The sequence below is a fragment of the Anoxybacillus sp. FSL W8-0382 genome, assembly GCF_038003845.1.
In the GTDB taxonomy this organism is placed as follows: Bacteria; Bacillota; Bacilli; order Bacillales; family Anoxybacillaceae; genus Anoxybacillus; species Anoxybacillus flavithermus_G.
Window position 1 is genome coordinate 1,424,275 of sequence record NZ_JBBOPX010000001.1, and the last position, 21,466, is coordinate 1,445,740.

General features: G+C 39.0%; 20 protein-coding genes, 1 tRNA gene and 2 pseudogenes. 21 read left to right on the forward strand and 2 right to left on the reverse strand.

All coding sequences use genetic code 11. The features are described 5' to 3' along the window. Positions 1 to 9 precede the first annotated feature (9 nt). Positions 10 to 1,425 carry an alanine/glycine:cation symporter family protein gene (locus NSS60_RS07565; protein WP_004890353.1) on the forward strand — a complete coding sequence of 472 codons (1,416 nt, stop codon included), beginning with the start codon at positions 10 to 12 and terminating at the stop codon, positions 1,423 to 1,425. A gap of 24 nt (positions 1,426 to 1,449) precedes the next feature. Here NSS60_RS07565 and NSS60_RS07570 read toward each other — a convergent pair whose 3' ends face one another. Beyond that, the gene (locus NSS60_RS07570; protein ID WP_004890354.1) at positions 1,450 to 2,703 is read right to left on the reverse strand and encodes a two-component system sensor histidine kinase NtrB; all 1,254 of its coding nucleotides are present in this window, start codon (positions 2,701 to 2,703) and stop codon (positions 1,450 to 1,452) included. 168 nt (positions 2,704 to 2,871) lie between these two features. Here NSS60_RS07570 and NSS60_RS07575 point away from each other — a divergent pair, with 168 nt between their 5' ends. From NSS60_RS07575 to NSS60_RS07670, 20 genes and pseudogenes are all read left to right on the forward strand, one after another. Next, entirely contained in the window at positions 2,872 to 3,078 is a 207-nt protein-coding gene (locus tag NSS60_RS07575; RefSeq protein WP_003398689.1) for a YuzF family protein, read from the forward strand. A gap of 13 nt (positions 3,079 to 3,091) precedes the next feature. Then, on the forward strand, positions 3,092 to 3,988 hold the full coding sequence (locus NSS60_RS07580) for a manganese catalase family protein (RefSeq protein ID WP_004890357.1): 897 nt from the start codon (positions 3,092 to 3,094) through the stop codon (positions 3,986 to 3,988). A gap of 156 nt (positions 3,989 to 4,144) precedes the next feature. Beyond that, on the forward strand, positions 4,145 to 5,353 hold the full coding sequence (gene ilvA / locus NSS60_RS07585) for a threonine ammonia-lyase (protein WP_064221399.1): 1,209 nt from the start codon (positions 4,145 to 4,147) through the stop codon (positions 5,351 to 5,353). Between the two features lie 97 nt (positions 5,354 to 5,450). Continuing rightward, entirely contained in the window at positions 5,451 to 5,654 is a 204-nt protein-coding gene (locus NSS60_RS07590; RefSeq protein WP_003398692.1) for a hypothetical protein, read from the forward strand. Between the two features lie 14 nt (positions 5,655 to 5,668). Further along, entirely contained in the window at positions 5,669 to 5,878 is a 210-nt protein-coding gene (locus NSS60_RS07595) for a DUF6501 family protein (RefSeq protein WP_004890363.1), read from the forward strand. A 98-nt stretch (positions 5,879 to 5,976) separates the two neighbouring features. After that, positions 5,977 to 6,618 (forward strand): nitrous oxide reductase accessory protein NosL, encoded by a 642-nt coding sequence (locus tag NSS60_RS07600; RefSeq protein WP_004890365.1) that lies wholly within the window; start codon positions 5,977 to 5,979, stop codon positions 6,616 to 6,618. A 119-nt stretch (positions 6,619 to 6,737) separates the two neighbouring features. After that, on the forward strand, positions 6,738 to 7,133 hold the full coding sequence (locus NSS60_RS07605) for a GntR family transcriptional regulator (protein WP_004890367.1): 396 nt from the start codon (positions 6,738 to 6,740) through the stop codon (positions 7,131 to 7,133). After that, positions 7,120 to 8,019: an ABC transporter ATP-binding protein gene (locus NSS60_RS07610; RefSeq protein WP_064214268.1), complete on the forward strand. Its 900-nt coding sequence runs from the start codon at positions 7,120 to 7,122 to the stop codon at positions 8,017 to 8,019. Before NSS60_RS07605 ends, NSS60_RS07610 begins: the two co-directional genes overlap by 14 nt. Beyond that, positions 7,994 to 9,919 carry a DUF6449 domain-containing protein gene (locus NSS60_RS07615; RefSeq protein ID WP_004890372.1) on the forward strand — a complete coding sequence of 642 codons (1,926 nt, stop codon included), beginning with the start codon at positions 7,994 to 7,996 and terminating at the stop codon, positions 9,917 to 9,919. Before NSS60_RS07610 ends, NSS60_RS07615 begins: the two co-directional genes overlap by 26 nt. A 100-nt stretch (positions 9,920 to 10,019) precedes the next feature. Then, positions 10,020 to 12,486, forward strand: a pseudogene (locus NSS60_RS07620) (DUF3656 domain-containing U32 family peptidase). Positions 12,487 to 12,569: 83 nt separating this feature from the next. Further along, complete coding sequence (locus tag NSS60_RS07625; RefSeq protein WP_004890377.1) at positions 12,570 to 13,130, forward strand: thioredoxin family protein; 561 nt, start codon at positions 12,570 to 12,572, stop codon at positions 13,128 to 13,130. 189 nt (positions 13,131 to 13,319) lie between these two features. Further along, entirely contained in the window at positions 13,320 to 13,520 is a 201-nt protein-coding gene (locus tag NSS60_RS07630) for a cold-shock protein (RefSeq protein ID WP_004890380.1), read from the forward strand. Between the two features lie 271 nt (positions 13,521 to 13,791). Beyond that, positions 13,792 to 15,153 (forward strand): annotated as a pseudogene (gene glnA, locus NSS60_RS07635) (type I glutamate--ammonia ligase). A 99-nt stretch (positions 15,154 to 15,252) separates the two neighbouring features. Further along, the gene (locus NSS60_RS07640; protein WP_004890386.1) at positions 15,253 to 16,047 is read left to right on the forward strand and encodes an SGNH/GDSL hydrolase family protein; all 795 of its coding nucleotides are present in this window, start codon (positions 15,253 to 15,255) and stop codon (positions 16,045 to 16,047) included. Further along, positions 16,047 to 16,958, forward strand: a complete 912-nt coding sequence (locus tag NSS60_RS07645) for an ABC transporter ATP-binding protein (protein ID WP_004890389.1) — start codon at positions 16,047 to 16,049, stop codon at positions 16,956 to 16,958. Before NSS60_RS07640 ends, NSS60_RS07645 begins: the two co-directional genes overlap by 1 nt. After that, on the forward strand, positions 16,951 to 17,931 hold the full coding sequence (locus tag NSS60_RS07650) for an ABC transporter permease (RefSeq protein ID WP_004890391.1): 981 nt from the start codon (positions 16,951 to 16,953) through the stop codon (positions 17,929 to 17,931). The genes NSS60_RS07645 and NSS60_RS07650 overlap by 8 nt, the downstream gene beginning before the upstream one ends. Beyond that, positions 17,931 to 18,569, forward strand: a complete 639-nt coding sequence (locus NSS60_RS07655) for an NUDIX hydrolase (RefSeq protein ID WP_004890393.1) — start codon at positions 17,931 to 17,933, stop codon at positions 18,567 to 18,569. The genes NSS60_RS07650 and NSS60_RS07655 overlap by 1 nt, the downstream gene beginning before the upstream one ends. Then, positions 18,566 to 19,525: an MBL fold metallo-hydrolase gene (locus NSS60_RS07660; protein WP_004890395.1), complete on the forward strand. Its 960-nt coding sequence runs from the start codon at positions 18,566 to 18,568 to the stop codon at positions 19,523 to 19,525. Before NSS60_RS07655 ends, NSS60_RS07660 begins: the two co-directional genes overlap by 4 nt. Positions 19,526 to 19,575: 50 nt before the next feature. After that, a tRNA-Ser gene (locus NSS60_RS07665) sits at positions 19,576 to 19,668 on the forward strand. A gap of 73 nt (positions 19,669 to 19,741) precedes the next feature. Further along, positions 19,742 to 20,344: a ribonuclease H1 domain-containing protein gene (locus tag NSS60_RS07670; RefSeq protein WP_004890398.1), complete on the forward strand. Its 603-nt coding sequence runs from the start codon at positions 19,742 to 19,744 to the stop codon at positions 20,342 to 20,344. A 13-nt stretch (positions 20,345 to 20,357) separates the two neighbouring features. Here NSS60_RS07670 and NSS60_RS07675 read toward each other — a convergent pair whose 3' ends face one another. After that, a complete protein-coding gene (locus tag NSS60_RS07675; protein WP_004890399.1) occupies positions 20,358 to 21,278 on the reverse strand; it encodes a CobW family GTP-binding protein in 921 nt (306 codons plus the stop codon). Positions 21,279 to 21,466 lie beyond the last annotated feature (188 nt).

Here is a 21,466-nt window from a genome sequence, read left to right on the forward strand (position 1 = left end):
GTGACGAGTATGCAATTATTACAAACGATCGTATCATTTTTAAACAACATATTATGGTCGTACGTTTTGATTGCACTTTTAATTATCGTTGGGTTGTACTTTACGTTCCGCACAAAGTTTGTTCAATTTCGTTATTTCGGTGAAATGTTCCGTGTCATTACAGAAGGGCCAGAAAAAACAGGTGCGATTTCGTCGTTACAAGCGTTTTTTATGAGTACAGCGTCCCGCGTTGGAACAGGTAACTTAGCCGGTGTTGCGTTAGCGATTTCTGTCGGTGGACCTGGTGCGGTATTTTGGATGTGGTTAATTGCTCTAATTGGGGGGGCATCAAGTTTTGTGGAAAGCACACTTGCTCAAATTTATAAAATAAAAGATAAAAATGGTTATCGTGGAGGCCCAGCGTATTATATCGAGCAAGGGCTCAAGAAACGTTGGCTTGGTATATTGTTTGCTGTTTTAATTACGTTTTCATTTGGTCTTGTATTTAACTCTGTTCAGGCAAATACGATTACGTTTGCCTTTGAGCATGCATTTCAAATGGATCGGATCGTCATCGGTATTTTACTTACTGTTCTGACGGCATTTATCATTTTCGGTGGTGTGCATCGTGTTGCGAAAGCATCGTCGATCATCGTTCCCGTTATGGCCGGTTTATACTTATTGACTGCGTTTTATGTCGTGTTGACAAACATTGCTGAATTACCATCTGTATTTGCTTTGATCTTGAAAAATGCATTTGGCGTTGAACAAGCTGTAGGTGGAGGATTTGGTGCAGCAATTATGATGGGGATTAAACGAGGTTTATTCTCTAACGAAGCCGGTATGGGAAGCGCGCCGAACGCTGCGGCGACAGCAGAAGTTTCCCATCCTGTAAAGCAAGGTTTAATTCAAACATTAGGTGTATTTGTAGATACGTTAGTAGTTTGTAGCGCAACAGCGTTCATGATCTTATTATCAGGCGACTATATGAAGGAAGGGCTTGATGGAATCACGTTAACACAAACGGCATTGAGCACACACATTGGTGAGTGGGCACAAGGATTTGTGGCAGTCAGCGTATTTTTATTTGCATACAGTTCGATTATTGGAAACTATTATTACGGTGAAACAAATATTGAATTCATTCGTTCGAGCAAGGTATCATTATTGATCTATCGTTTAGCTGTATTATTCATGGTTATTTGGGGATCTGTATCGAGCATTCAAATCGTATGGGATTTAGCTGATTTATTCATGGCGTTTATGGTAGTTGTAAACTTAATTTCGATTTTCTTGCTCGGTCGTGTTGCTTTTGCTGCCTTACAAGACTATACAACGCAACGAAAACAAGGAAAAAATCCGGTATTTTACGCACGTAATATAGGTATGGACAATCAAGTAGAATGCTGGAAGGAGGAACAAGTGGAACAGAAAAAAGAAGCGTAAAAATGAGGCTGCGATGAAGCAGCCTCATTTTTTTACATAAACGGGCAGTTCGATAATAAAACATGTACCACGTCCGAATTCGCTTTGCACACGCATTGAACCTTTATGAAGTTCAATAATTTTTCGCGACAAAGATAGACCGAGACCTGTTCCCGTTTGTTTCGTCGAAAAAAACGGATCAAAGATGTGATGAATAATTGTAGGAGGGATGCCAGGTCCATTGTCGCGGACGTAAATTTGAACAAGGTCATTGTGCAGAGTTGTTTGAATGTGTACATTCAATGACTTTTCTGTTTTTGCTTCAATCGCATTGCGCAATAAGTTAATAAACACCTGCATCAGTTGATTTTTGTCAATATAAACACCACGATGTTGTAGTTTTTCATCTAGATCGTATGAAAGCTCTACATTGTGAAGAAGGGCTTCGCTTCGTAATAAAAGATCTAAATCGTTTTGAATAAATTCGTTTATGCCAATCCACTCTATTTTCATTTCGTTTGGTTTTGCAACGTTTAAAAAGTCTGTAATAATATCGTTTGCTCGATCGAGTTCGGGAATTAACAGTTGTTCGATGAGTGTGACAATATGTTCAGGTAGTTGTTCTTTCAAAAACTGTAAATATCCTCTTACGGTAGTTAACGGATTTCGAATTTCATGCGCAATCCCGGCAGCAATTCGCCCAGCGATCGCTAATTTTTCAGCTTCTTTCATTTGATTAAGCGATTGAAACATGCTAATGACGCGTTTAATTGATCCATCTTCATTGTATAAAATACGTGTATTAATAATGCCATAGTACCGATCAAGCACTTCACAATTGTAAAGCGGTTGTTTTGTCCGCAGTGTTTTTAGCGTCATAATCTGTTCGTCAGGAATGTTTAACAACTCCCGAATATGTTTTCCAATGATTTCATCCCGATTGACGCCAATGTCGTTCGCTGCCTGTAAGTTACATAATGTAATGATTCCGTTCGCATCAACAAAAACGATATGATGGGAAACAAGATCAAAAATAGGCGCTAAAAATTGTTCAACTTGTTCAAATGGATAATCTTTTTGTAAATTCATTTTCCATTGTATTATTGGTTTTTGTCGCTCATTTTTTTTTATTCTTTCGACGATCGGAGTAGATATATCATTTTCCTTTTTCAACATCTTTCCTATTTCGTGATCGACGTACGAAAATGGGAAAGGAATGTGTTCGATAAAACGTTTATATAATTTCACTTCTTCTTCAAGATCGTTTATTTTTCGTTTTAATTGCTCATGAGTTTCCATCGTTCTAACCCCTTGTTTCACTATTTCTATGTTGAAGTTTATCGTAAAACAAATAAATCAGCTAGTATGTATTTTATTTTTTATAAAACTATGTTCTAAATAAAAAATGTAATAAACACAAATACGAGTGAATAAACTGGAAAGGAAAAGTTAGAAAGGGGGAGGAAAATGACACCGCAATTTATGGCTTTCATCGACCCTTATGTTTATCAAACGTTACAAACGATTAAAGGAAGGGAAGTAGTAATCGAAACGGTACGTGGAAATATGCAAGGCATAATTCAAGATGTAAAACCAGATCACATTGTATTAAAAAGTAGCGATACCCTCTTTTTTGTTCGCATTCAGCAAATCATTTGGATTATGCCAAAATAAGAGGGGGAGTGCAATGTTTACAAGAGTGAACAAACTGCAGATTGAATTGCCGAAATCTACGTACGCGGATGCAAATGCTGCCGCAGCAGTACAAGAGTTGCTCGGCGGAAGATTCGGGGAAATGTCAACGTTAAATAATTATTTGTTTCAGTCGTTCAACTTTCGTGAAAAGAAAAAATTAAAACCTTTTTATGATTTAGTTGCAAGTATTACAGCAGAGGAATTAGGTCATGTCGAACTCGTTACAACGGCGATTAATCTATGTTTGACGGGAACAACGTTTGAAGGGGATCCGGATGTTACTCCGATGCAAAGCGGGGTAGATAAACGAAATACGTACCATTTTATCGCGACAGCACAAACTGCTTTACCAGGGGATTCAATGGGAAAATCGTGGTCAGGGGATTACGTCTTCAACAGCGGGAACTTAGTTTTAGATTTGCTGCACAATTTTTTCTTAGAATGTGGTGCCCGTACACATAAAATGAGAGTATATGAGATGACCGATCATCCTGTCGCAAGAGAAATGATTGGTTATTTACTTGTGCGTGGAGGAGTGCACATTATCGCTTATGCGAAAGCACTTCAAATTGTCACAGGTGTTGATGTGACAAAAATGTTACCAATCCCTAACTTAAGCAATGATAAATTTGATGTAGCACGTAAATACGAACAGCAAGGATGGCATCGGAAGTTGTACACATTTAGTGAACATGATTATCAAGACGTAAAGCAAATTTGGAAAGGAACGCATCCGCTTGATGGGGGACAGCTCGAAGTGATTCAAGGAACACCAGCGGGAGCGCCGATCCCCGATTTGGAATCAGTCGAGGAAACATTTGCCCCAGGAATTTCATACGAGGATTTTCTCGAAATTGCAAGACGTCTTCAACAATCAGCGGGGTTGTGAGCTGTGCAATATGCATAGCTTTTTTTTCTGCCCAAATTTAAATAATAGAACTATGTTCTAAATAATCAATTAAAAATCAAAGAAAGAAAATAGGCAATTGCTTGTTTATGATCAAATAACATATAATGAAAAAGACGCAAAGGAGGATGAGATGAATTGATCACGCTACAACACATATACGAAGCGCAACAACGAATGAAATCAGTTGTTCACAAAACTCCTCTTGAATTTTCACAAACGTTTAGTCGACTATCAAATAATCGAGTGTACATGAAATTAGAAAACTTACAGAAAACAGGTTCATTTAAAGTTCGAGGATCGTACAATAAAATCATTTCATTGAGCAAAGAAGAGAAAAGGCGTGGGGTAATTGCAGCTTCAGCGGGAAATCATGCACAAGGGGTAGCTTATTCTAGCAGCATGATCGGAATACCATGTACCATTGTCATGCCGAAGGGGGCGCCATTAAGTAAAATTCAAGCGACACAAAGTTATGGCGCAAACGTTATTCTACACGGTGATGTATTTGACGAATCGTTAGAATATGCCCGAAAGCTTCAGCAAGAAACAGGTGCAACATTCGTTCATCCGTTTGATGACCCAACCGTTATTGCTGGACAAGGTACAATTGGTTTAGAATTATTTGACCAGCTTGACCATATTGATGCAGTCGTTTGCCCTGTTGGTGGTGGTGGGTTACTTGCAGGATTAGCTATTGCTATGAAACAAAAAAAGCCTACTATCCGCATATATGGCGTTGAATCTGCTGCTTGCGCAAGCACCACAGCGGCTAAACAATATAATCAACCCGTTATGATTACTCCATCAAATACAATTGCAGACGGGATCGCTGTTAAACGAATTGGAGATTTAACGTTCTCATACATACAAAAATATGTGGATGATATTGTTTGTGTGGAAGAAACAGATATTTCACGAACAATGCTATATTTACTCGAGCGAAATAAATTGCTCGTTGAAGGATCAGCGGCTTGTTCATTAGCTGCTTTATTGTACAAAAAAATTCCGCTTGAAGGAAAAAACATTGTAGCCATTTTAAGCGGGGGGAATGTCGATGTAACGCTCATTTCACGCATTATCGAACGGGGACTTGTTGAATCTGGACGCTTTGTTACATTTTCAACAGTCATTTCAGACAAACCGGGACAACTAAATAAATTGTTGCGCATTATCTCCGATTTAGAAGCTAATGTCATGTCCATTGATCATCAACGAATGGGAACAAACGTTCTCCCAGGACAAGCCGAAATACGTTTTTCCCTTGAAACAAAAAATAGGGAGCATATTGATCAAATTCAACATGTGTTAATCGAATCTGGTTACACCATTCATCGTCTTGATTAAAAGGTAGTTTTTTGTATGAAATAATGCTTTTAAACGTATACATTTTCTACTATTATTAAATTAAATACACGTTTGATGTTAAAGGTGGGGAGAGAAAATGAAACGAATGGAGTTTTTTATCGTTCCGCACCCAAGGGGAACTGTACGAGTAGATGTATACAAAAAAAATGGAACGTATGAAGCGCACGCCAAATTTAAGGATGTGGCCACCGCGCAGGCAAGCGGGAACGATAAACATTTTGCAGTATTGCAAGCACTACATGAACTCGCTAAATTTTTAAATAAATATAAAGGTTCTTGAAGGAGGCATCGCTCATGATTCATTTGAGCTGGCATGAACGTCCAACAATAAAAACAGTTGTATGTAATCATACGAACGCGGAAAAGTACATTGTTCACAATGTATTAACTCCAGGTAAAGAATATGAAGTAAAAAACGAAACAGACGATTTTTATTTCATTGTTGATAACCGTGGAAAAGTTGGCGGATACTATAAGCACTATTTTACAGAAAAAGCGGTATAGCACCGCTTTTTTTCATTTTTAACACATTTGTTTCAAACAAACTTCACAAATATATAGTACATTGAACTACGGATTGAATGAAGAGGGGGATTTTTTCAATGAAAAAATGGATGATTTTATTGGTAGTGCTCTTTATTTTCGCATTGACAGGATGCAACAACAATCAAGCAGGAGATAATCAAGAAGAGACGAAACAAGTTGAGCAAAACAGAGAAGTAGAAAAGACCGTGCAAGAAGACGTGTTTATGAAAGCTGCGATGGCGGAACCAGACGAAAATACAGTGTGTGTATTTTGCAACATGAAAGTATATCCAAAAGAACATGAGCTCGGTAAATTTACAGCCAAATCAGCAACTGAAAACGGTGACGTCTTGTTTTTTGATGATATCGGATGTTTATTCAACTATGAAAGAGACCACAGCGAAGCTGCAAAAAAATATGTACGCGACTACAATACGTTAGAATGGATTGAATTACAAAATGCGACAGTTGTGAAAGCTGATATTAAAACACCAATGAACTATGGATATGCGTTTTTTGCCAAAAAAGAAGATGCTGACAAGTTTGTAAGTGAACAACCGGGCGCGATGATCGTATCATGGGAAGCTGTTGATAAGGTCGCCCACGAACGTTATATGAAAAAGAAACAGATGATGCAAAACAAGGAAGATGGACAAGGTCATGGTCATAACGACAATATGCAACAAGATAGTCATCAAAATGGACATAGCCATAAATAAAAAAGCCTGTCATTTTGGCGGCTTTTTTATTTTTTTAGAAATATTAATATTTACATAAACCGTATTATGTAATATAATACAGATATAACAGTTAGTACAGGAAAGGAAGGGAGGGCGTCATGTTTGATCTGGATTTACGAAGTCGAAAACCAATTTACGAGCAGCTTATCGAGAAAATGAAAGAAATGATTATTCATGGTGTGCTGAAACCGAACGAGCAACTACCATCTGTTCGCTTGCTAGCTAAACAGTTAACGATTAACCCAAATACAATTCAAAAGGCGTATCGAGAATTAGAAAGAGAAGGGTATATTTACTCTATTCCAGGGAAAGGAAGTTTTGTTGCTAATAAAAAAGAGGCTGTTTACAGTGAAAAAGTCAAGCAACTAGAAGAAAATATGTTGAAACTATGTCAGGAAGCATTCTATATCGGATTAAAAAAAGAACAAATTTTTTCAATTGTTGAACGCGCAGAACGTGCGATACGAGGAGGAGAGGAACATGATTCAAATTAATCATGTAAGCAAGCGGTTTGGGGAGTTAGAGGCGATCAAAGATGTGACATTTTCCGTCCCAAAAGGATCAATATATGGGTTACTCGGATCAAATGGTGCTGGAAAAACAACACTAATGAAAATGATAGCAGGTATTTATAAACAAGACAGAGGGTCAATCACCGTTGATGGTGAACCGATTTTTGAAAACATCAAACAGAAAGAACGGCTCATTTTTTTACCTGATGCACTTTATTTTTTTCCGCATACAACAATCCGACAAATGGCCGATTTTTATCGTCATATATATCCAAAATGGAACGGAAAACGTTTTCGCGAAATGAAAGAGCTATTTCCTATTGACATAAACCAAAAAATACAACGTATGTCCAAAGGGATGCAGCGCCAAGTCGCCTTTTGGTTAACATTTTCAGCGATGCCTGATGTACTCGTTTTAGACGAGCCGCTCGACGGACTAGATGCTGTCATGAGGCAAAAAGTGAAAAACATTTTATTTCAAGACGTAGCAGATAGAGAAATGACCGTCATTATTTCTTCGCATAACTTATTTGAAGTAGAAGATTTGTGTGACCGTATCGGCATTTTGCATAATGGCTCACTCATTATCGAAAAAGAATTAGACAATTTGAAAACAAACATCCATAAAGTGCAAGTGGCGTTTCACGGTCAACCTCCTTCTACTTTCCTTCAACATTTGGATGTTGTTTATCAAGAACGTCGCGGTAGCGTCCTTCTTTGTATCATTCGTGGAGAAGAGGAACAAATCAGCGCGCATATTCACAAGTATGAGCCCATTTTATTTGATTTATTGCCGCTAACGTTAGAAGAAATTTTTATTTATGAACTGGGGGAAAGAGGATATGCCATTGAAAACATTCTTGTTTAATCGGGGAATTTTTAGTCAAATTGTTCGCAACGTCGGATGGGTTGCACTTGTTTATTTCGTCGGCCTTCTTTTTGCACTACCTATCCATATTTTTATGATGACTGAAGATGAAAATTGGCTTATGCATCATCAGACGGGTCGCATATTTGATATCGGAAGTATAATTCAGTTTTCCCTTATGTTCACACTTCCTGTGTTGCTTGCCATCTTTTTATTTCGCTATATGCAAGTGAGATTGTCTGCAGATTACATTCATAGTCTGCCAGTTAAACGTGAGGCACTGTTTCTTCAGCATATTGTTACTGCGATGATCATTCTTACTGTGCCCGTCGCAATGATTGCGGGATGTTTAATAATCATGAAACCGCTTCTTCCTGTTTCGCTATATTCACTGAAGCATATAGCCATTTGGTTTACAGGTACGCTGGCAATGAATGTATTATTATTTTCTGGAACGGTGTTTGTTGGGATGTTTACTGGCATGTCCATGCTACAAGGCGTGTTTGCTTATGTTCTGTTTTTCTTCTCAGCAGGAATATTCGTTTTACTTATGTTTAACTTGAAATATTTTTTACACGGTTTTGCATATGAATATTATTTATCCTATAACATTGACAAAATCGCGCCTTTTATTCGGGCATTGACCTGGGAATCAAAACCTATTCAACCAATCGAAATATATATATATATTGTGCTCGCTTTTATATTTTATGTATTGAGTGTATGGCTATACAAAAAACGACATGTTGAAGCAGCAACAGATGCGATCGCTTTTCGTCCGCTCCGCTCCGTATTCACATATGGTTTTACATTTTGTGTCATGCTTGTCGGTGGAGCATATTTCGGGGAGATGCAACAACGAATAACTTGGATCATTTTTGGATATGTATTTGCTTCATTGATCGGCTACTTCATTGCCCGTATCATTTTAGAAAAAACATGGCGCGTGTTCACGCATTGGAAAGCATACGTTCAATATATAGGTTTTATTGCCGTTGTCAGTTTATTATTTGCATTTGACTTATTTGGTTTTGGGAAATACCAACCCCCGTTAAATGACATTGAACGAGCATATTTTGGTGATGATATATACTATTTTGAAAATGATAATGAAAACGGGGAGAATGCGTTTTTCTACGAAAGAGACAACATCGAGCACATTTATTTGTTCCATCAGCAGTTAATGAAGCAGCAAAAATTGCAAACTGAAAATACTAAACATGTTGTCATTGGTTATGACTTGAAAAACGGAAAACGGATTGTTCGTCAATATGCTGTACCATTAGAAGTATATAATCAGTTTTACAAACCTATTTTTCATTCGCTTGAGTTTAAGAAAAATCACTATCCAATTTTGCGTATAAATGATTTCAAAAACGTTTTACAAGTACGAATAGATTCTAATTTAGGAGGGAAAGCCGTTCGATTGCGTGATCGTGAGGAGATCGAATCGTTTTTACACATACTACAGCGTCAGTTGGTAGATGAAACATTTGATCCAATCGCATGGAATCGAGAATGGGGAGCAATTATCGTCACGTATGAAAAACAAAAAGGAATAACCGAGGAAACTATGATCAAGTGGAAAAAGTCGTATCATCTCGTAGATGAATGGTTGCAGCAGCGCGGTTTATTGCAGCAAGCACGGGCGACAGTAGAAGACGTGAGCGAAGTGAAAATAATTAAAAACACAAAACGGTTGAAAACATATGAGTGGACAGATGACATGATTGAACGAGCCGAGGGAATCGTCGTAAAAGATAAAACAAAAATAGAACAATGTATGCAAGTGGCTGGTTGGGATGAACGTGCGGATTATATTGTCGTTACCTACTATAAAAGTGGATATGCCGACATACAGTCATTTACTAAACATTTTATCCCTCCATTCCTTCATTGAAGACCTGAGTGCTCAGGTCTTTTTTTCGTTGTTGGCAAAAGCCACGTATATTCGGTAATATATTGTTGTCCATGATAAAAAATAGAGAGGTTGACTAGTTGTGAGACAAATTGAATTATTGGCGCCAGCAGGAGATTGGGACTGTCTTCGTGCAGCTGTCGCAAACGGAGCAGATGCGGTTTATTTTGGTGTCGATAAATATAATGCGCGTGTACGGGCGAAAAATTTCCGTATGGAAGAGTTAAACGATGTCATGGCTTATTTGCATAAATACCATGTTCGCGGATATGTCACTTTTAATATTTTAGTGTTTGAAAATGAATTACAAGAAGCAAAACAGTTAGTTGAAGCATGTATAAATGCCGGGGTGGATGCGCTCATTGTACAAGATTTAGGTCTTGTTAAACTTATTCGAGACATATCACCCGACTTTCCGATTCACGGATCGACACAAATGACAGTTACATCGCCGGAAGCGGTTGAATTTTTAAAGCCTTATCACTTGGAAGTTGTTGTTCTCGGTCGGGAAAATAATTTATCTCATATTCAAAAAATTGCTGAGAAAACAAACGTGCCATTAGAAGTGTTCGTCCATGGGGCACTTTGCGTATCGTATTCCGGACAATGTTTAACGTCAGAAATGTGGGGAGGACGTTCGGCTAACCGCGGCGAGTGTGCACAAGCATGCCGTCTTCCATATGATTTAATCGTTGACGGCGAACAAAAAGAAATGGGAAACGTCGCTTACTTACTTTCTCCAAAAGATTTAGCAGCGCTTGATCTTGTTCCAGAACTTATCGAGGCTGGTGTAAATACGTTTAAAATTGAAGGGCGATTAAAATCACCAGAATATGTAGCTAACGTCGTGAGCAAATATCGAAAAGCAATTGATGAATATTTAGCAGGACGTTATTACACCCCTTCAAAAGAAGAAATACGTGAGCTACAACAAAGCTTTAGCCGTGGATTTACACATGGCTTTTTAAAAGGAACGAACAATAAGCAGCTCGTTGATGGAACTTTTCCGAAAAGCCGAGGTGTATTTCTAGGGACGGTCAAAAAAGTATTAAAAGATGGGGTGCTATGCGATCTACAAGCTCCATTAAAGCGCGGTGATGGAATTGTATTCCGACGCAGGACGTCCAGAAGAAAAAGAAGAAGGCGGACGGGTATATGACTTGAGGAAACATGGTAAAAAAATCGAAGGTGAAGTGGAAAAAGGTCTTGTTGAAATAATCCCCGGCCGGCATGATGTCAATTTAACACGTATACATGTCGGAGATCGCATTTGGAAAACGAGTGACCAAGAGCTTGATCGCCGCCTGCGTAAAACATTTGAAACGGAGCGACCATATCAGTTGTTTCCGGTGACTGTACATGTATATGGCGAAGCAGGGAAGCCGCTTGTTTCAACGTGGCGTGACGAAACAACAGGGAATGAAGTCGTCGTTCAATCCGAACAAATGTTAAATGTTGCGCAAAAACGGCCATTAACGTTAGATTTTATAAAAGAACAGTTTGGCAGATTAGGTGGGACTATTTTTGAGCTAAAAGACGTTGATATGCATATGAATGGTGACGTCATTCTTCCGGTTAAAGAATTAAACCAAATGAGAAGAAAAGCGGTTGAACAGCTCATTAAGAAACGTCAACAACCACGGTTGTATATAAAACAAACAGTGGATTTGACATCCCCCTATCGACAAAAGCAACGAACTACAACCCCTGCCTTGATGGTTCTTTGCCGTACAATGGAGCAGGTAGAAGTCGCATGCCATACAGATGTAGACATGGTATATGCAGATTTTGAGTTTACAACCGACTATCCGAAAGCTGTCGAGATAGCACGGTCGGCAAATAAACCAATTGCCCTAGCTACCCCACGTATTCATATGCCTGGAGAAAATGGAATTTTGAGAGGGATTTTAAAGGCTGAACCAGACGCTATTTTAGTTCGTAGTTTAGGTGCAGTACAGTATTATACAAGTCAATCGGTGCAACAACAGCTAATTGGAGACTTTTCGCTTAACATTTCAAACCATCTATCTGCACGATTGTTTCTAGAGCGAGGACTCGATCGAATTACACCTTCATACGATTTAAACATTCAACAGATGATTGATTTACTTGAGGCGGCACCAACAGAACATATCGAAATTGTCATTCATCAACATTTACCAATGTTTCATACTGAACATTGTGTATATTGTACATTTTTAAGCGAAGGAACTGATTTTACAAACTGTGGACGACCATGTGAAAAGCATCGTGTCTCCTTGCGAGATCGTATCGGTATGCTTCATCCAGTTCGTGTCGATATCGGTTGCCGAAATACAGTGTACAACGCCATTGAACAATCTGGGGCAGAATATATTCCAAACTTTTTATCCCTTGGTGTTCGTTCATATCGTGTTGAGTTTTTGGAAGAGTCGCCGAAAAAAGTAGAAGAAGTTGTCAATTTATATCGTGAAGCGCTTGAGGGTAAACGAAGCGGTACGAGCGTATGGCGTACACTGAAAGCTATTAACCAACTTGGTGTAACACGCGGACAGCTAATCAAAAAATAAGCGGGCTCAAGCTTGCTTATTTTTTGATATTTGTACATTTTGCTATAATAGTAAATGAACGAGGAAAAGAAAGGGTGATTTGTATGCCAGCTGTTGAATCAAATATGTTTCCATTAGGAGAAAAAGCTCCGTCGTTTGAGCTTGTTAACGTCATCAATGGCCAAACCGTTCGTTTAGAAGATGTCAAGTCGGATATTGCAACAGTAATCATGTTCATTTGCAATCATTGCCCATTTGTGAAACATGTTCAAGAAGAACTTGTTCGTTTGGCTAATGATTATCAACCAAAGGGAGTTTCATTTATTGCGATTAATTCAAATGATGTAGAAAAATATCCAGACGATTCTCCAGAAAAAATGAAAGAAGTAGCCGAACAACTCGGATATCCGTTTCCATATTTATTTGATGAAACACAAGAAGTCGCAAAAGCATATCAAGCTGCATGTACGCCGGATTTTTATATATTTAATGGGGAACTACAATGCGTTTACCGCGGACAGCTTGACGATTCACGACCAAGCAATGGGATCCCGGTGACTGGATCTTCCATTCGAGCCGCTTTAAATGCATTACTATCAGGCGAACCTGTCCCGAAAGAACAAAAGCCGAGCATCGGTTGTAGTATCAAATGGAAAGAAAAATAAAAAAACATTTGACATTCTCGTTTCGAGCCTATATACTAAAGAAGTACCATTTCGTTCGTTATATCAATGATCGTTATAAGCTGCACCTTTGTCGGGTTCATCTTATAAGGACTTGGCAAAAGTGTAGCTTTTGTTTTATGAGTAATGCAACGGTGGTCAATCTTTAAAATTGTTTTGGAGGAATTTCACATGAACACAGGTAAAGTAAAATGGTTTAATGCAGAAAAAGGTTTTGGATTCATTGAGACGGACGGAGGTACAGACGTATTCGTTCACTTCACAGCGATCCAAAGTACTGGATTCAAAACGTTGGAAGAAGGCGAAAAAGTAACATTTGACATCGTGAATGGCAATCGTGGGCCGCAAGCGGCAAACGTCCAAAAAGCATAAATCGTCAAACGTACGGGGTCTCGCTTTTCGTGAGATCCCGTTTTTATATGCAACAAAACAAATTCACACTGGCGCAGCTTCGGAGCTGCAAGGACGGAGGAGAGGTAGGGGTTCCGTCGTTTTTGTTTGTTCAAACACGCTTATGGAAAGCGTGTCTTTTTTAAAATAAAAATACAGAAAATTTGATAAAAAACTATTGAAAAACGATAAATGATTCCATATAATAAACTCATGTTATAAAACTATACATAAGAATGTGAGGTAATGTAACATGAGTAAATTGCTTGTTTCTGAACAAACAAACACTTCGACACTTGAACAAATTAAAGAAGTGATAAAGCAAAAACATGTTGAACTATTACATTTGCAGTTTGTTGATATTGAAGGGATTTTAAAACATGTCACAGTTACAGCGGAGCAACTAGATGATGTAGTAGAAGGAAAAATAATGTTCGACGGATCATCGATTAAAGGATTCTAACCGATCAATCGTTCGGACTTATATTTACTCCCTGATTTACAAACATTCGCTGTATTGCCTTGGACAGTAGAGAATGGATACGCGGAGGCGCGTTTTCTCTGTTCTGTCGTCAATCCCGACGGAACATTATTCGAAGGAGACCCGCGTAACGTATTGAAAAAAACGGTGGAACGCGCAAAGCAAAAAGGATACACGATCTCCGTCGGTCCTGAGTTAGAGTTCTTCTTATTTGAAACGGATGAAAACGGAAACCCAACAACAAAACCACAAGATAGCGGTGGCTATTTTGAGCCATCTCCAAAAGATCTTGGAGAACGTGTCCGCTTAGATATTTATCGTGCGTTAAAAGCAATGGGATTTACAGTCGAGGCCTCACACCATGAAGTTGCTGAGGGTCAACATGAAATTAATTTCAAATATGCCGATGCGTTAGGTGCTGCTGACAACGCCACAACATACAAATGGGTTGTAAAAACGATTGCTAAAAAATACGGATTGCACGCTACGTTTATGCCAAAGCCGATTTTTGGTATTAACGGTTCAGGAATGCACGTAAATATTTCTTTATTTAAAGATGGAGAAAATGCGTTTTTTGATCCAGCCGATGACAATCAATTATCTGAAACGGCATATCAATTTATTGCTGGTTTATTGAATAACGTAAAAAGTTTCGCAGCCATTACGAATCCATTAGTCAACTCGTATAAACGTCTCGTCCCAGGATATGAAGCGCCTTGTTATATTGCGTGGTCGGCATCGAACCGCTCCGCATTAATTCGCATCCCTGCAAAACGAGGATTGGCAACACGCGTTGAGCTTCGTTGTCCAGATCCATCTGCCAATCCGTATTTAGCATTTGCAGTTATTGCTGAGGCAGGGCTTGATGGTGTAGAAAAAGAACTCACTTGTCCAGCACCAATCGACGAAGATATTTTCCATATGACGAATGAACGTCGTAAAGAGCTTCGTATTGAAAACCTTCCAGGTAGTTTAGGGAAAGCGATTGAAGAACTAGAAAATGGCACAATTGGCCGTCATACATTAGGAGATCACGTATTTAACGAATACGTAGCGATGAAAAAGAATGAATGGGATAGCTATCGGACAGCTGTTCATACTTGGGAAATTGAACATTATCAAACGAAGTTTTAAGAGCGAGCACATTGGGCTCGCTTTTTTGCATGTTTTCATTATGTGTTTACACAACAAATGGTATATGATGAGAGGTAGAAAAAAGGAAAGGGTGATATCGTGGCTAAACGAATCATTTCAATCGTTGTCGCCATTTGTGTTGCCACAACGATGTTATGGATTTTCGGTTTAATCGTTACTATTCAAGACCAATTTTTTTATGAATCTTCTTCATCAACAAAACAAATCGAGGTGACAAATTCAAACTCAAAACAAAAAGATGCGCTTTCGATTGTCGCTCTCGGCGATTCGTTAACGCGTGGAACTGGAGATGAAACAGGAAAAGGATATGTCGGTCATGTGATGGATGAACTTAAAAAACGAACAGACAAACAAATTCAATTTACTAATTTAGCAATTAAAGGGCAACGGTCTGCACAGCTTATTGAACAGTTGAAACAAAAAGAAGTGCAACGTCAAATAATAGAAGCAGACATCATCTTGATGACGATTGGAGGAAATGATTTATTTCGCGGTGGTGAAGCATTACGCGATTTGTCGACAACACAAATAGAAAAAGAGAAGAAAAAATTTATTGAACAACTAAATACAATTTTCCTACTTATACGTGAGATGAACGAAGATGCACCTGTATTTTATATCGCCTTATACAATCCATTTAATGATTTAGACAACGGAAAAGAAACGTCGGCGATTGTGCGAAATTGGAACTATGCCGCATCCGAAGTGGCCGCCCAATACAAGTCCATCATTTGTGTTCCAACGTACGATTTGTTCGAACTTCAAGTAAACGACTATTTATATACGGATAAATTCCATCCAAATAAAGAGGGATACAAACGAATAGGTGAACGCGTCGCCGCACTTATCACATTAACGGAAGGAGAGAAATAATGGAAGAAACGTTAGTTGTACAAAACGTAAAAAAAACGATTGGAAAAAAAGAAATTATTAAAGGACTTTCATTTTCTTTAAAAAAAGGAGAAGTGTTCGGCTTTTTAGGCCCAAATGGCGCAGGAAAAACAACGACGATTCGTATGCTCGTCGGATTAATCAAGCCGACATCCGGGAAGATTTTTGTTTGCGGATATGACTTGCAAAAACAATTTACAAAAGCCATTCAACATATTGGTTGTATCGTTGAAAATCCTGAACTTTACCCATATTTAAGCGGATGGGAAAATCTTGAGCATTTTGCACGTATGTTGCCATCCATTTCTACAACACGCATTCAAGAAGTTGTTGAGCTCGTCGGCTTACAAAATCGGATTCATGATCTTGTTCGAACATACTCTCTTGGCATGCGGCAGCGTCTCGGTATCGCACAAGCGTTACTTGGAAAACCTACCGTGCTCATTTTAGATGAGCCAACGAACGGTCTAGACCCTGTCGGCATTCGTGAAATGAGACAATTTATTCGTACACTTGCCGAACAAGAACAGTTAACCGTTCTCGTTTCTTCCCATTTGTTAAGCGAAATACAACTGATGTGTGATCGGGTGGCCATCATGTCTAAAGGGGAAATTATTCGTATTGATACAGTTGAACATTTATTGAAAGAACAAGCACGGATATACTGGAATGTTCACCCGATTCATATCGCAAAACAAATATTAAAAAACGAAACAACCGTTCTAGGTGAAAAAGATGACTTCATCGTTACAGTTTACGAATCAAACGAAGTCATCGCCCGTTGTAATGCCCGCCTAATTGAAGCTGGAGTGAGTGTGAGTAGTATTGAGCGCAAACTTCCAACACTCGAAGACTTATTTATCGAATTAACAGGAGGGGAAACGATTGATTAATCTCGTATACAATGAAATGTTAAAAATCGTTCGTAAAAAACGGTTGTTTATTATCGCAGCAATTGTTGCTGTTCTCGTTAGCTTATTTACATATGCGCAATTTAAACAAGTCGAAACGATCCGAGAACGAATCGGAACAACAGATTGGCGCACACAACTACAACAACAAATCATCGATACACAAAATCGGTTAAATTCGACAGGAATTTCTGAAGAGTGGAAAAAATTTCTTAAAATTCGTTTACAACAACAACAATATTATTTAGACAATGACATTAATCCGATGGCACCTGGTGCACCGACGTTTATGCGCATGTTCATCGAAAATTCGATTGAACTGTTTTTGCCGCTTCTTGTTATGGTCATTGCCGCTGACCTTGTCTCGTCAGAAGCAAGCGGGGGAACAATTAAACTATTGTTGACACGTCCTGTGAAACGATGGAAAATTTTAATGAGCAAATATATCGCTATGATTTTATCTACATCCTTTATCGTGTTTTCCGTTGCAGTTTTATCGTATGCCATCTCGGGCATTGTATTTGGATATGGCGGATGGAATTTGCCTCTTTTAACAGGATTTTCGATCCAAGGTGAAGAATTAAATACAGCGGGTGTTCACCTCATTCCTCAATGGAAATACTTACTTATTGAATTTGGACTTGCTTTTTTTGTTGCACTCGTCGTCGGCACGCTTACATTTATGCTTTCCGTGTTGCTGCGTAGCACAGCAGCAGTAATGGGAATCATGCTCGCCGCTCTTATTTCTGGAGCGATTTTATCAAGCATGGTGTCGTCGTGGGAATCCGCAAAATATTTGTTTATGGTCAATTTGCGACTCACAAGCTACGTTAGTGGCATGGCACCGCCTATTGATGGAATGACACTTTCATTTTCGATGACTGTACTAGCCATTTGGGCGCTTGTGGCGCTTATCATTTCTTTTTATGTATTTACGAAAAGGGATGTTTACTGATGAAAAAAAGGTTGTATACCGCGATGGAGAAGTTGCAACAGCGAACGCCAACGATCATGGACTTTGACACATTTGCTCAATATGCCGTACTTCTCCCGCTCGTCCGTCAAAATGACGATATATTTGTTTTATTTGAAGTACGCTCATTATATTTGCGTCGTCAACCGGGGGAAATTTGTTTTCCAGGTGGAAAGATAGACGAATGTGATCAAAATCCGAGCAATGCCGCTGTTCGTGAAACGTGTGAAGAGCTAGGTATTCAAAAAGAAAATATTACACACATCGTCCCGCTTGATTACATGTTGTCGCCTTTCGGTATGGTCATTTATCCGTTTGCTGCGTTTGTAGATATGACGTGCATGAAAATAAATGAAAAAGAAGTGGCAGAAGTATTTACCGTTCCGCTATCCTTCTTTGTTGAAACAAAGCCAGACATATATCACGTTCAGCTTGAACCGAAACCCGAAGAGCATTTTCCATTCGAACATATCCCAGGGGGAAGGCAGTATAATTGGCGGCCGCGACAAATTGAAGAACATTTTTATTATTACAAGGATAAAGTCATTTGGGGACTGACAGCAAAAATCGTTTATCATTTCACCCGACTCATTCAAACAATGGAAGGGGAATACGCATGACAAAACCAGTTGATTTAGGGTTTAGTATTTCGCTTATTGATTTATATGACTTACAAACTGCTCAACGAACAGGAGCATATGTATTTCAAGAGGAAGAAGTGACAATTATTGAAACGAGCGCAAGCCCCTCGATCCCACATTTAATTAAAGGGTTAGAAGCATTGTCCATTAACTTACACGATGTGAAAAATATTATCGTCACTCATATTCATTTAGATCACGCGGGCGGGGCGGGTGTGTTATTGCAGCATTGTCCAAATGCTCGCGTATTTGTTCATCCGAAGGGAATGCGACATTTGGCTGATCCGTCTCGTCTTATTCAAGGAGCAAAAGCGGTTTATGGTGAAAAATTTGATGCGTTATTTGATCCGATCGTTCCAATTCCAGAAGACCGACTGGTCATAAAAGAAGATGGGGAAACGTTACAAATCGGAGAAGATCGTACATTAACGTTTCTTCATACACCAGGGCATGCGAATCACCATTTCTCTATTTATGACGAAAAAAGCAACGGTATTTTTACAGGTGATACGGCAGGTGTTTTTTATCCACAGTTACTTTCATATGACATGGAGTTATATTTGCCATCTACATCACCAAATCAATTTGATCCCGAGGCGATGCTTGCATCCATTGAAAGATTTAAGGCATTACGTCCGGGGCGTATATATTTCGGTCATTTTGGCATGTCGCAACAAGTGCAAACGGTTTGGGAACAGTTGCACTACTGGCTTCCTATTTTTGTTCAAGTAGGCAATGAAGTCTTGAGTGAACAAGCCAATCAATCGTTTACAGAAAAAACCGAGGCCGTTTTCAATCGTTTATTTGAGATCGTTCGCACCTTTTTGCGTAAACAACAAGTACCAGATGATGCTGATGTATATCAACTACTTCAACTTGATTTACAAGTATGCGCAATGGGGCTTGTTGATTACGTTGAGAAACAAAAAAGGTAATTGACGAAATATAACGTTTTCGCTATAATTTCTTTGGCACCCCACTGTACGGAGGAGTACCCAAGTCCGGCTGAAGGGGTCGGTCTCGAAAACCGATAGGGGTGTCAAAGCCCGCGGGGGTTCGAATCCCCCCTCCTCCGCCATCTTCCTCTTTCATTCCTTCTTTTGTGACCTTCAACTTTGTTTCTTTATTCCAATTCGTGAGGATGTGACAAATTGAAAAAGTATTATGTCGTTTGGCAAGGGGCGAAAACAGGTATTTTTTCTTCTTGGGACGAGTGTAAACAGTACGTCATTGGCATTCCCGGGGCAAAATATCGCTCATTTTTATCGAAAGAAGAAGCGGAGCAAGCATTTGCATCTGGTCCAATGATGGGTGGCACGAAGAAGAATAAGATCGTCGAACGTTCAATGAGTTATATAGAAGAAAGCATTTGCGTAGATGCAGCATGTAGCGGGAATCCAGGATGGATGGAATATCGAGGGGTACATACGAAAACGAGGGAAGAGCTTTTTCGTGTTGGACCGATGATCGGTACGAACAACATTGGTGAATTTTTAGCCATTGTACATGGACTAGCGTGGCTACAAAAACAAAACAAAAATTGGCCGATTTATTCAGACTCCGCTACGGCTATAAAATGGGTGAAAGAAAAAAAAGCGAATACGACGCTTGCCCGTACTGCTGAAACGGAACGTGTTTGGCAGCTCATTGAACGCGCCGAAGCGTGGTTGCGCACACACCATTATACAAACGAAATTATAAAGTGGGAAACGGAACAATGGGGAGAAATTAAAGCTGACTTTGGTCGAAAGTAAAAGGAGAGGGATATTAACCTTCTCCTTTTTGCATATTATCGAGTTGTTGTTTTAGTGTTTGTTTATCCAATTGTTCACCAATCACAACAAAATGTAGCGGAACATTCATTTCCTCTTTCATATAGAGCGGTGTACCGTATGCATACTGAAAAAAATAAACCCCACTTGTACGAGTAAAGCGTAAAAACCCTTTCATTCGGTAAATGGTATCAGGTAACTGCCGTACCCATTGTTCGAACACATCTAAATCAATCGGGCTTGTAAATGTATGTACGTATGTTTGAATGCGTAATCTTTCGATGTTCATTCGCTCATGCTCGTTTCTTACCCGCTTCGATAACAAATGAATATCTTCCATTCGCACATTAGAAAACGTTGTGAAAATGATGCGCGCATCACTGTTGATTGCTTGTAACTCAAACGATAATTTCGCCTGCGCATCTACACATAATTCATCTGTCTTATTGACAATTAATACATCCGCGTGACGAACTTGTTCTTTTAATAACATTTGCAAGGGAATGGAGAGTTGTTGACGATTCATCCAACGTGTTGCATCGATTGTCGTGATGATACCTCTCATTTGAAGACGATGAGCAAGTAATGGCGACACACACGCATCGAGCACTTCAACAGGATGCGCTACCCCTGTTGTTTCAATGTAAATGACATCTAATGAATGTTGCTGGAGCAACGAATAAAGCTCTACTTCAAATTGATCTTGAATGGTACAACATACACAGCCGCTTAATAATTCGCTTAGTACAGCATCTTCTGAAACAGCATGTGAGTCAATGGACACTTGGCCAATTTCATTCATCACAACCGCTATTTTTCGTCCTCGTTCTTTTTCACTTTGCAAGAAACGCTTTAATAGTGTCGTTTTCCCGCTTCCAAGAAATCCAGATAAGATGTATATGTCTGTATGTTTCATAAAGATCTCCCTTCTACATGTTCCTTTTTGATCATAGTCAAAAATAATAAATAGCACAAGAAAATATATCGTACATCGATGGACAATTTGAAGAAAAGATGATGGATCGAAAATGTTCAATGTACCAATTGTTTTAATTTAGACGAAAAATACATGTTGAAAGGAGAATGAAAAATGAAACAACAGCA

Excerpts from the sequence above, each read along its gene's own strand:
- NSS60_RS07565 (WP_004890353.1), top strand. The coding sequence starts at position 10 with ATGCAATTATTACAAACGATCGTATCATTTTTAAACAACATATTATGG.
- NSS60_RS07570 (WP_004890354.1), bottom strand. The coding sequence starts at position 2,703 with ATGGAAACTCATGAGCAATTAAAACGAAAAATAAACGATCTTGAAGAA.
- NSS60_RS07575 (WP_003398689.1), top strand. The coding sequence starts at position 2,872 with ATGACACCGCAATTTATGGCTTTCATCGACCCTTATGTTTATCAAACG.
- NSS60_RS07580 (WP_004890357.1), top strand. The coding sequence starts at position 3,092 with ATGTTTACAAGAGTGAACAAACTGCAGATTGAATTGCCGAAATCTACG.
- NSS60_RS07590 (WP_003398692.1), top strand. The coding sequence starts at position 5,451 with ATGAAACGAATGGAGTTTTTTATCGTTCCGCACCCAAGGGGAACTGTA.
- NSS60_RS07595 (WP_004890363.1), top strand. The coding sequence starts at position 5,669 with ATGATTCATTTGAGCTGGCATGAACGTCCAACAATAAAAACAGTTGTA.
- NSS60_RS07600 (WP_004890365.1), top strand. The coding sequence starts at position 5,977 with ATGAAAAAATGGATGATTTTATTGGTAGTGCTCTTTATTTTCGCATTG.
- NSS60_RS07605 (WP_004890367.1), top strand. The coding sequence starts at position 6,738 with ATGTTTGATCTGGATTTACGAAGTCGAAAACCAATTTACGAGCAGCTT.
- NSS60_RS07610 (WP_064214268.1), top strand. The coding sequence starts at position 7,120 with ATGATTCAAATTAATCATGTAAGCAAGCGGTTTGGGGAGTTAGAGGCG.
- NSS60_RS07615 (WP_004890372.1), top strand. The coding sequence starts at position 7,994 with ATGCCATTGAAAACATTCTTGTTTAATCGGGGAATTTTTAGTCAAATT.
- NSS60_RS07625 (WP_004890377.1), top strand. The coding sequence starts at position 12,570 with ATGCCAGCTGTTGAATCAAATATGTTTCCATTAGGAGAAAAAGCTCCG.
- NSS60_RS07630 (WP_004890380.1), top strand. The coding sequence starts at position 13,320 with ATGAACACAGGTAAAGTAAAATGGTTTAATGCAGAAAAAGGTTTTGGA.
- NSS60_RS07645 (WP_004890389.1), top strand. The coding sequence starts at position 16,047 with ATGGAAGAAACGTTAGTTGTACAAAACGTAAAAAAAACGATTGGAAAA.
- NSS60_RS07655 (WP_004890393.1), top strand. The coding sequence starts at position 17,931 with ATGAAAAAAAGGTTGTATACCGCGATGGAGAAGTTGCAACAGCGAACG.
- NSS60_RS07660 (WP_004890395.1), top strand. The coding sequence starts at position 18,566 with ATGACAAAACCAGTTGATTTAGGGTTTAGTATTTCGCTTATTGATTTA.
- NSS60_RS07675 (WP_004890399.1), bottom strand. The coding sequence starts at position 21,278 with ATGAAACATACAGACATATACATCTTATCTGGATTTCTTGGAAGCGGG.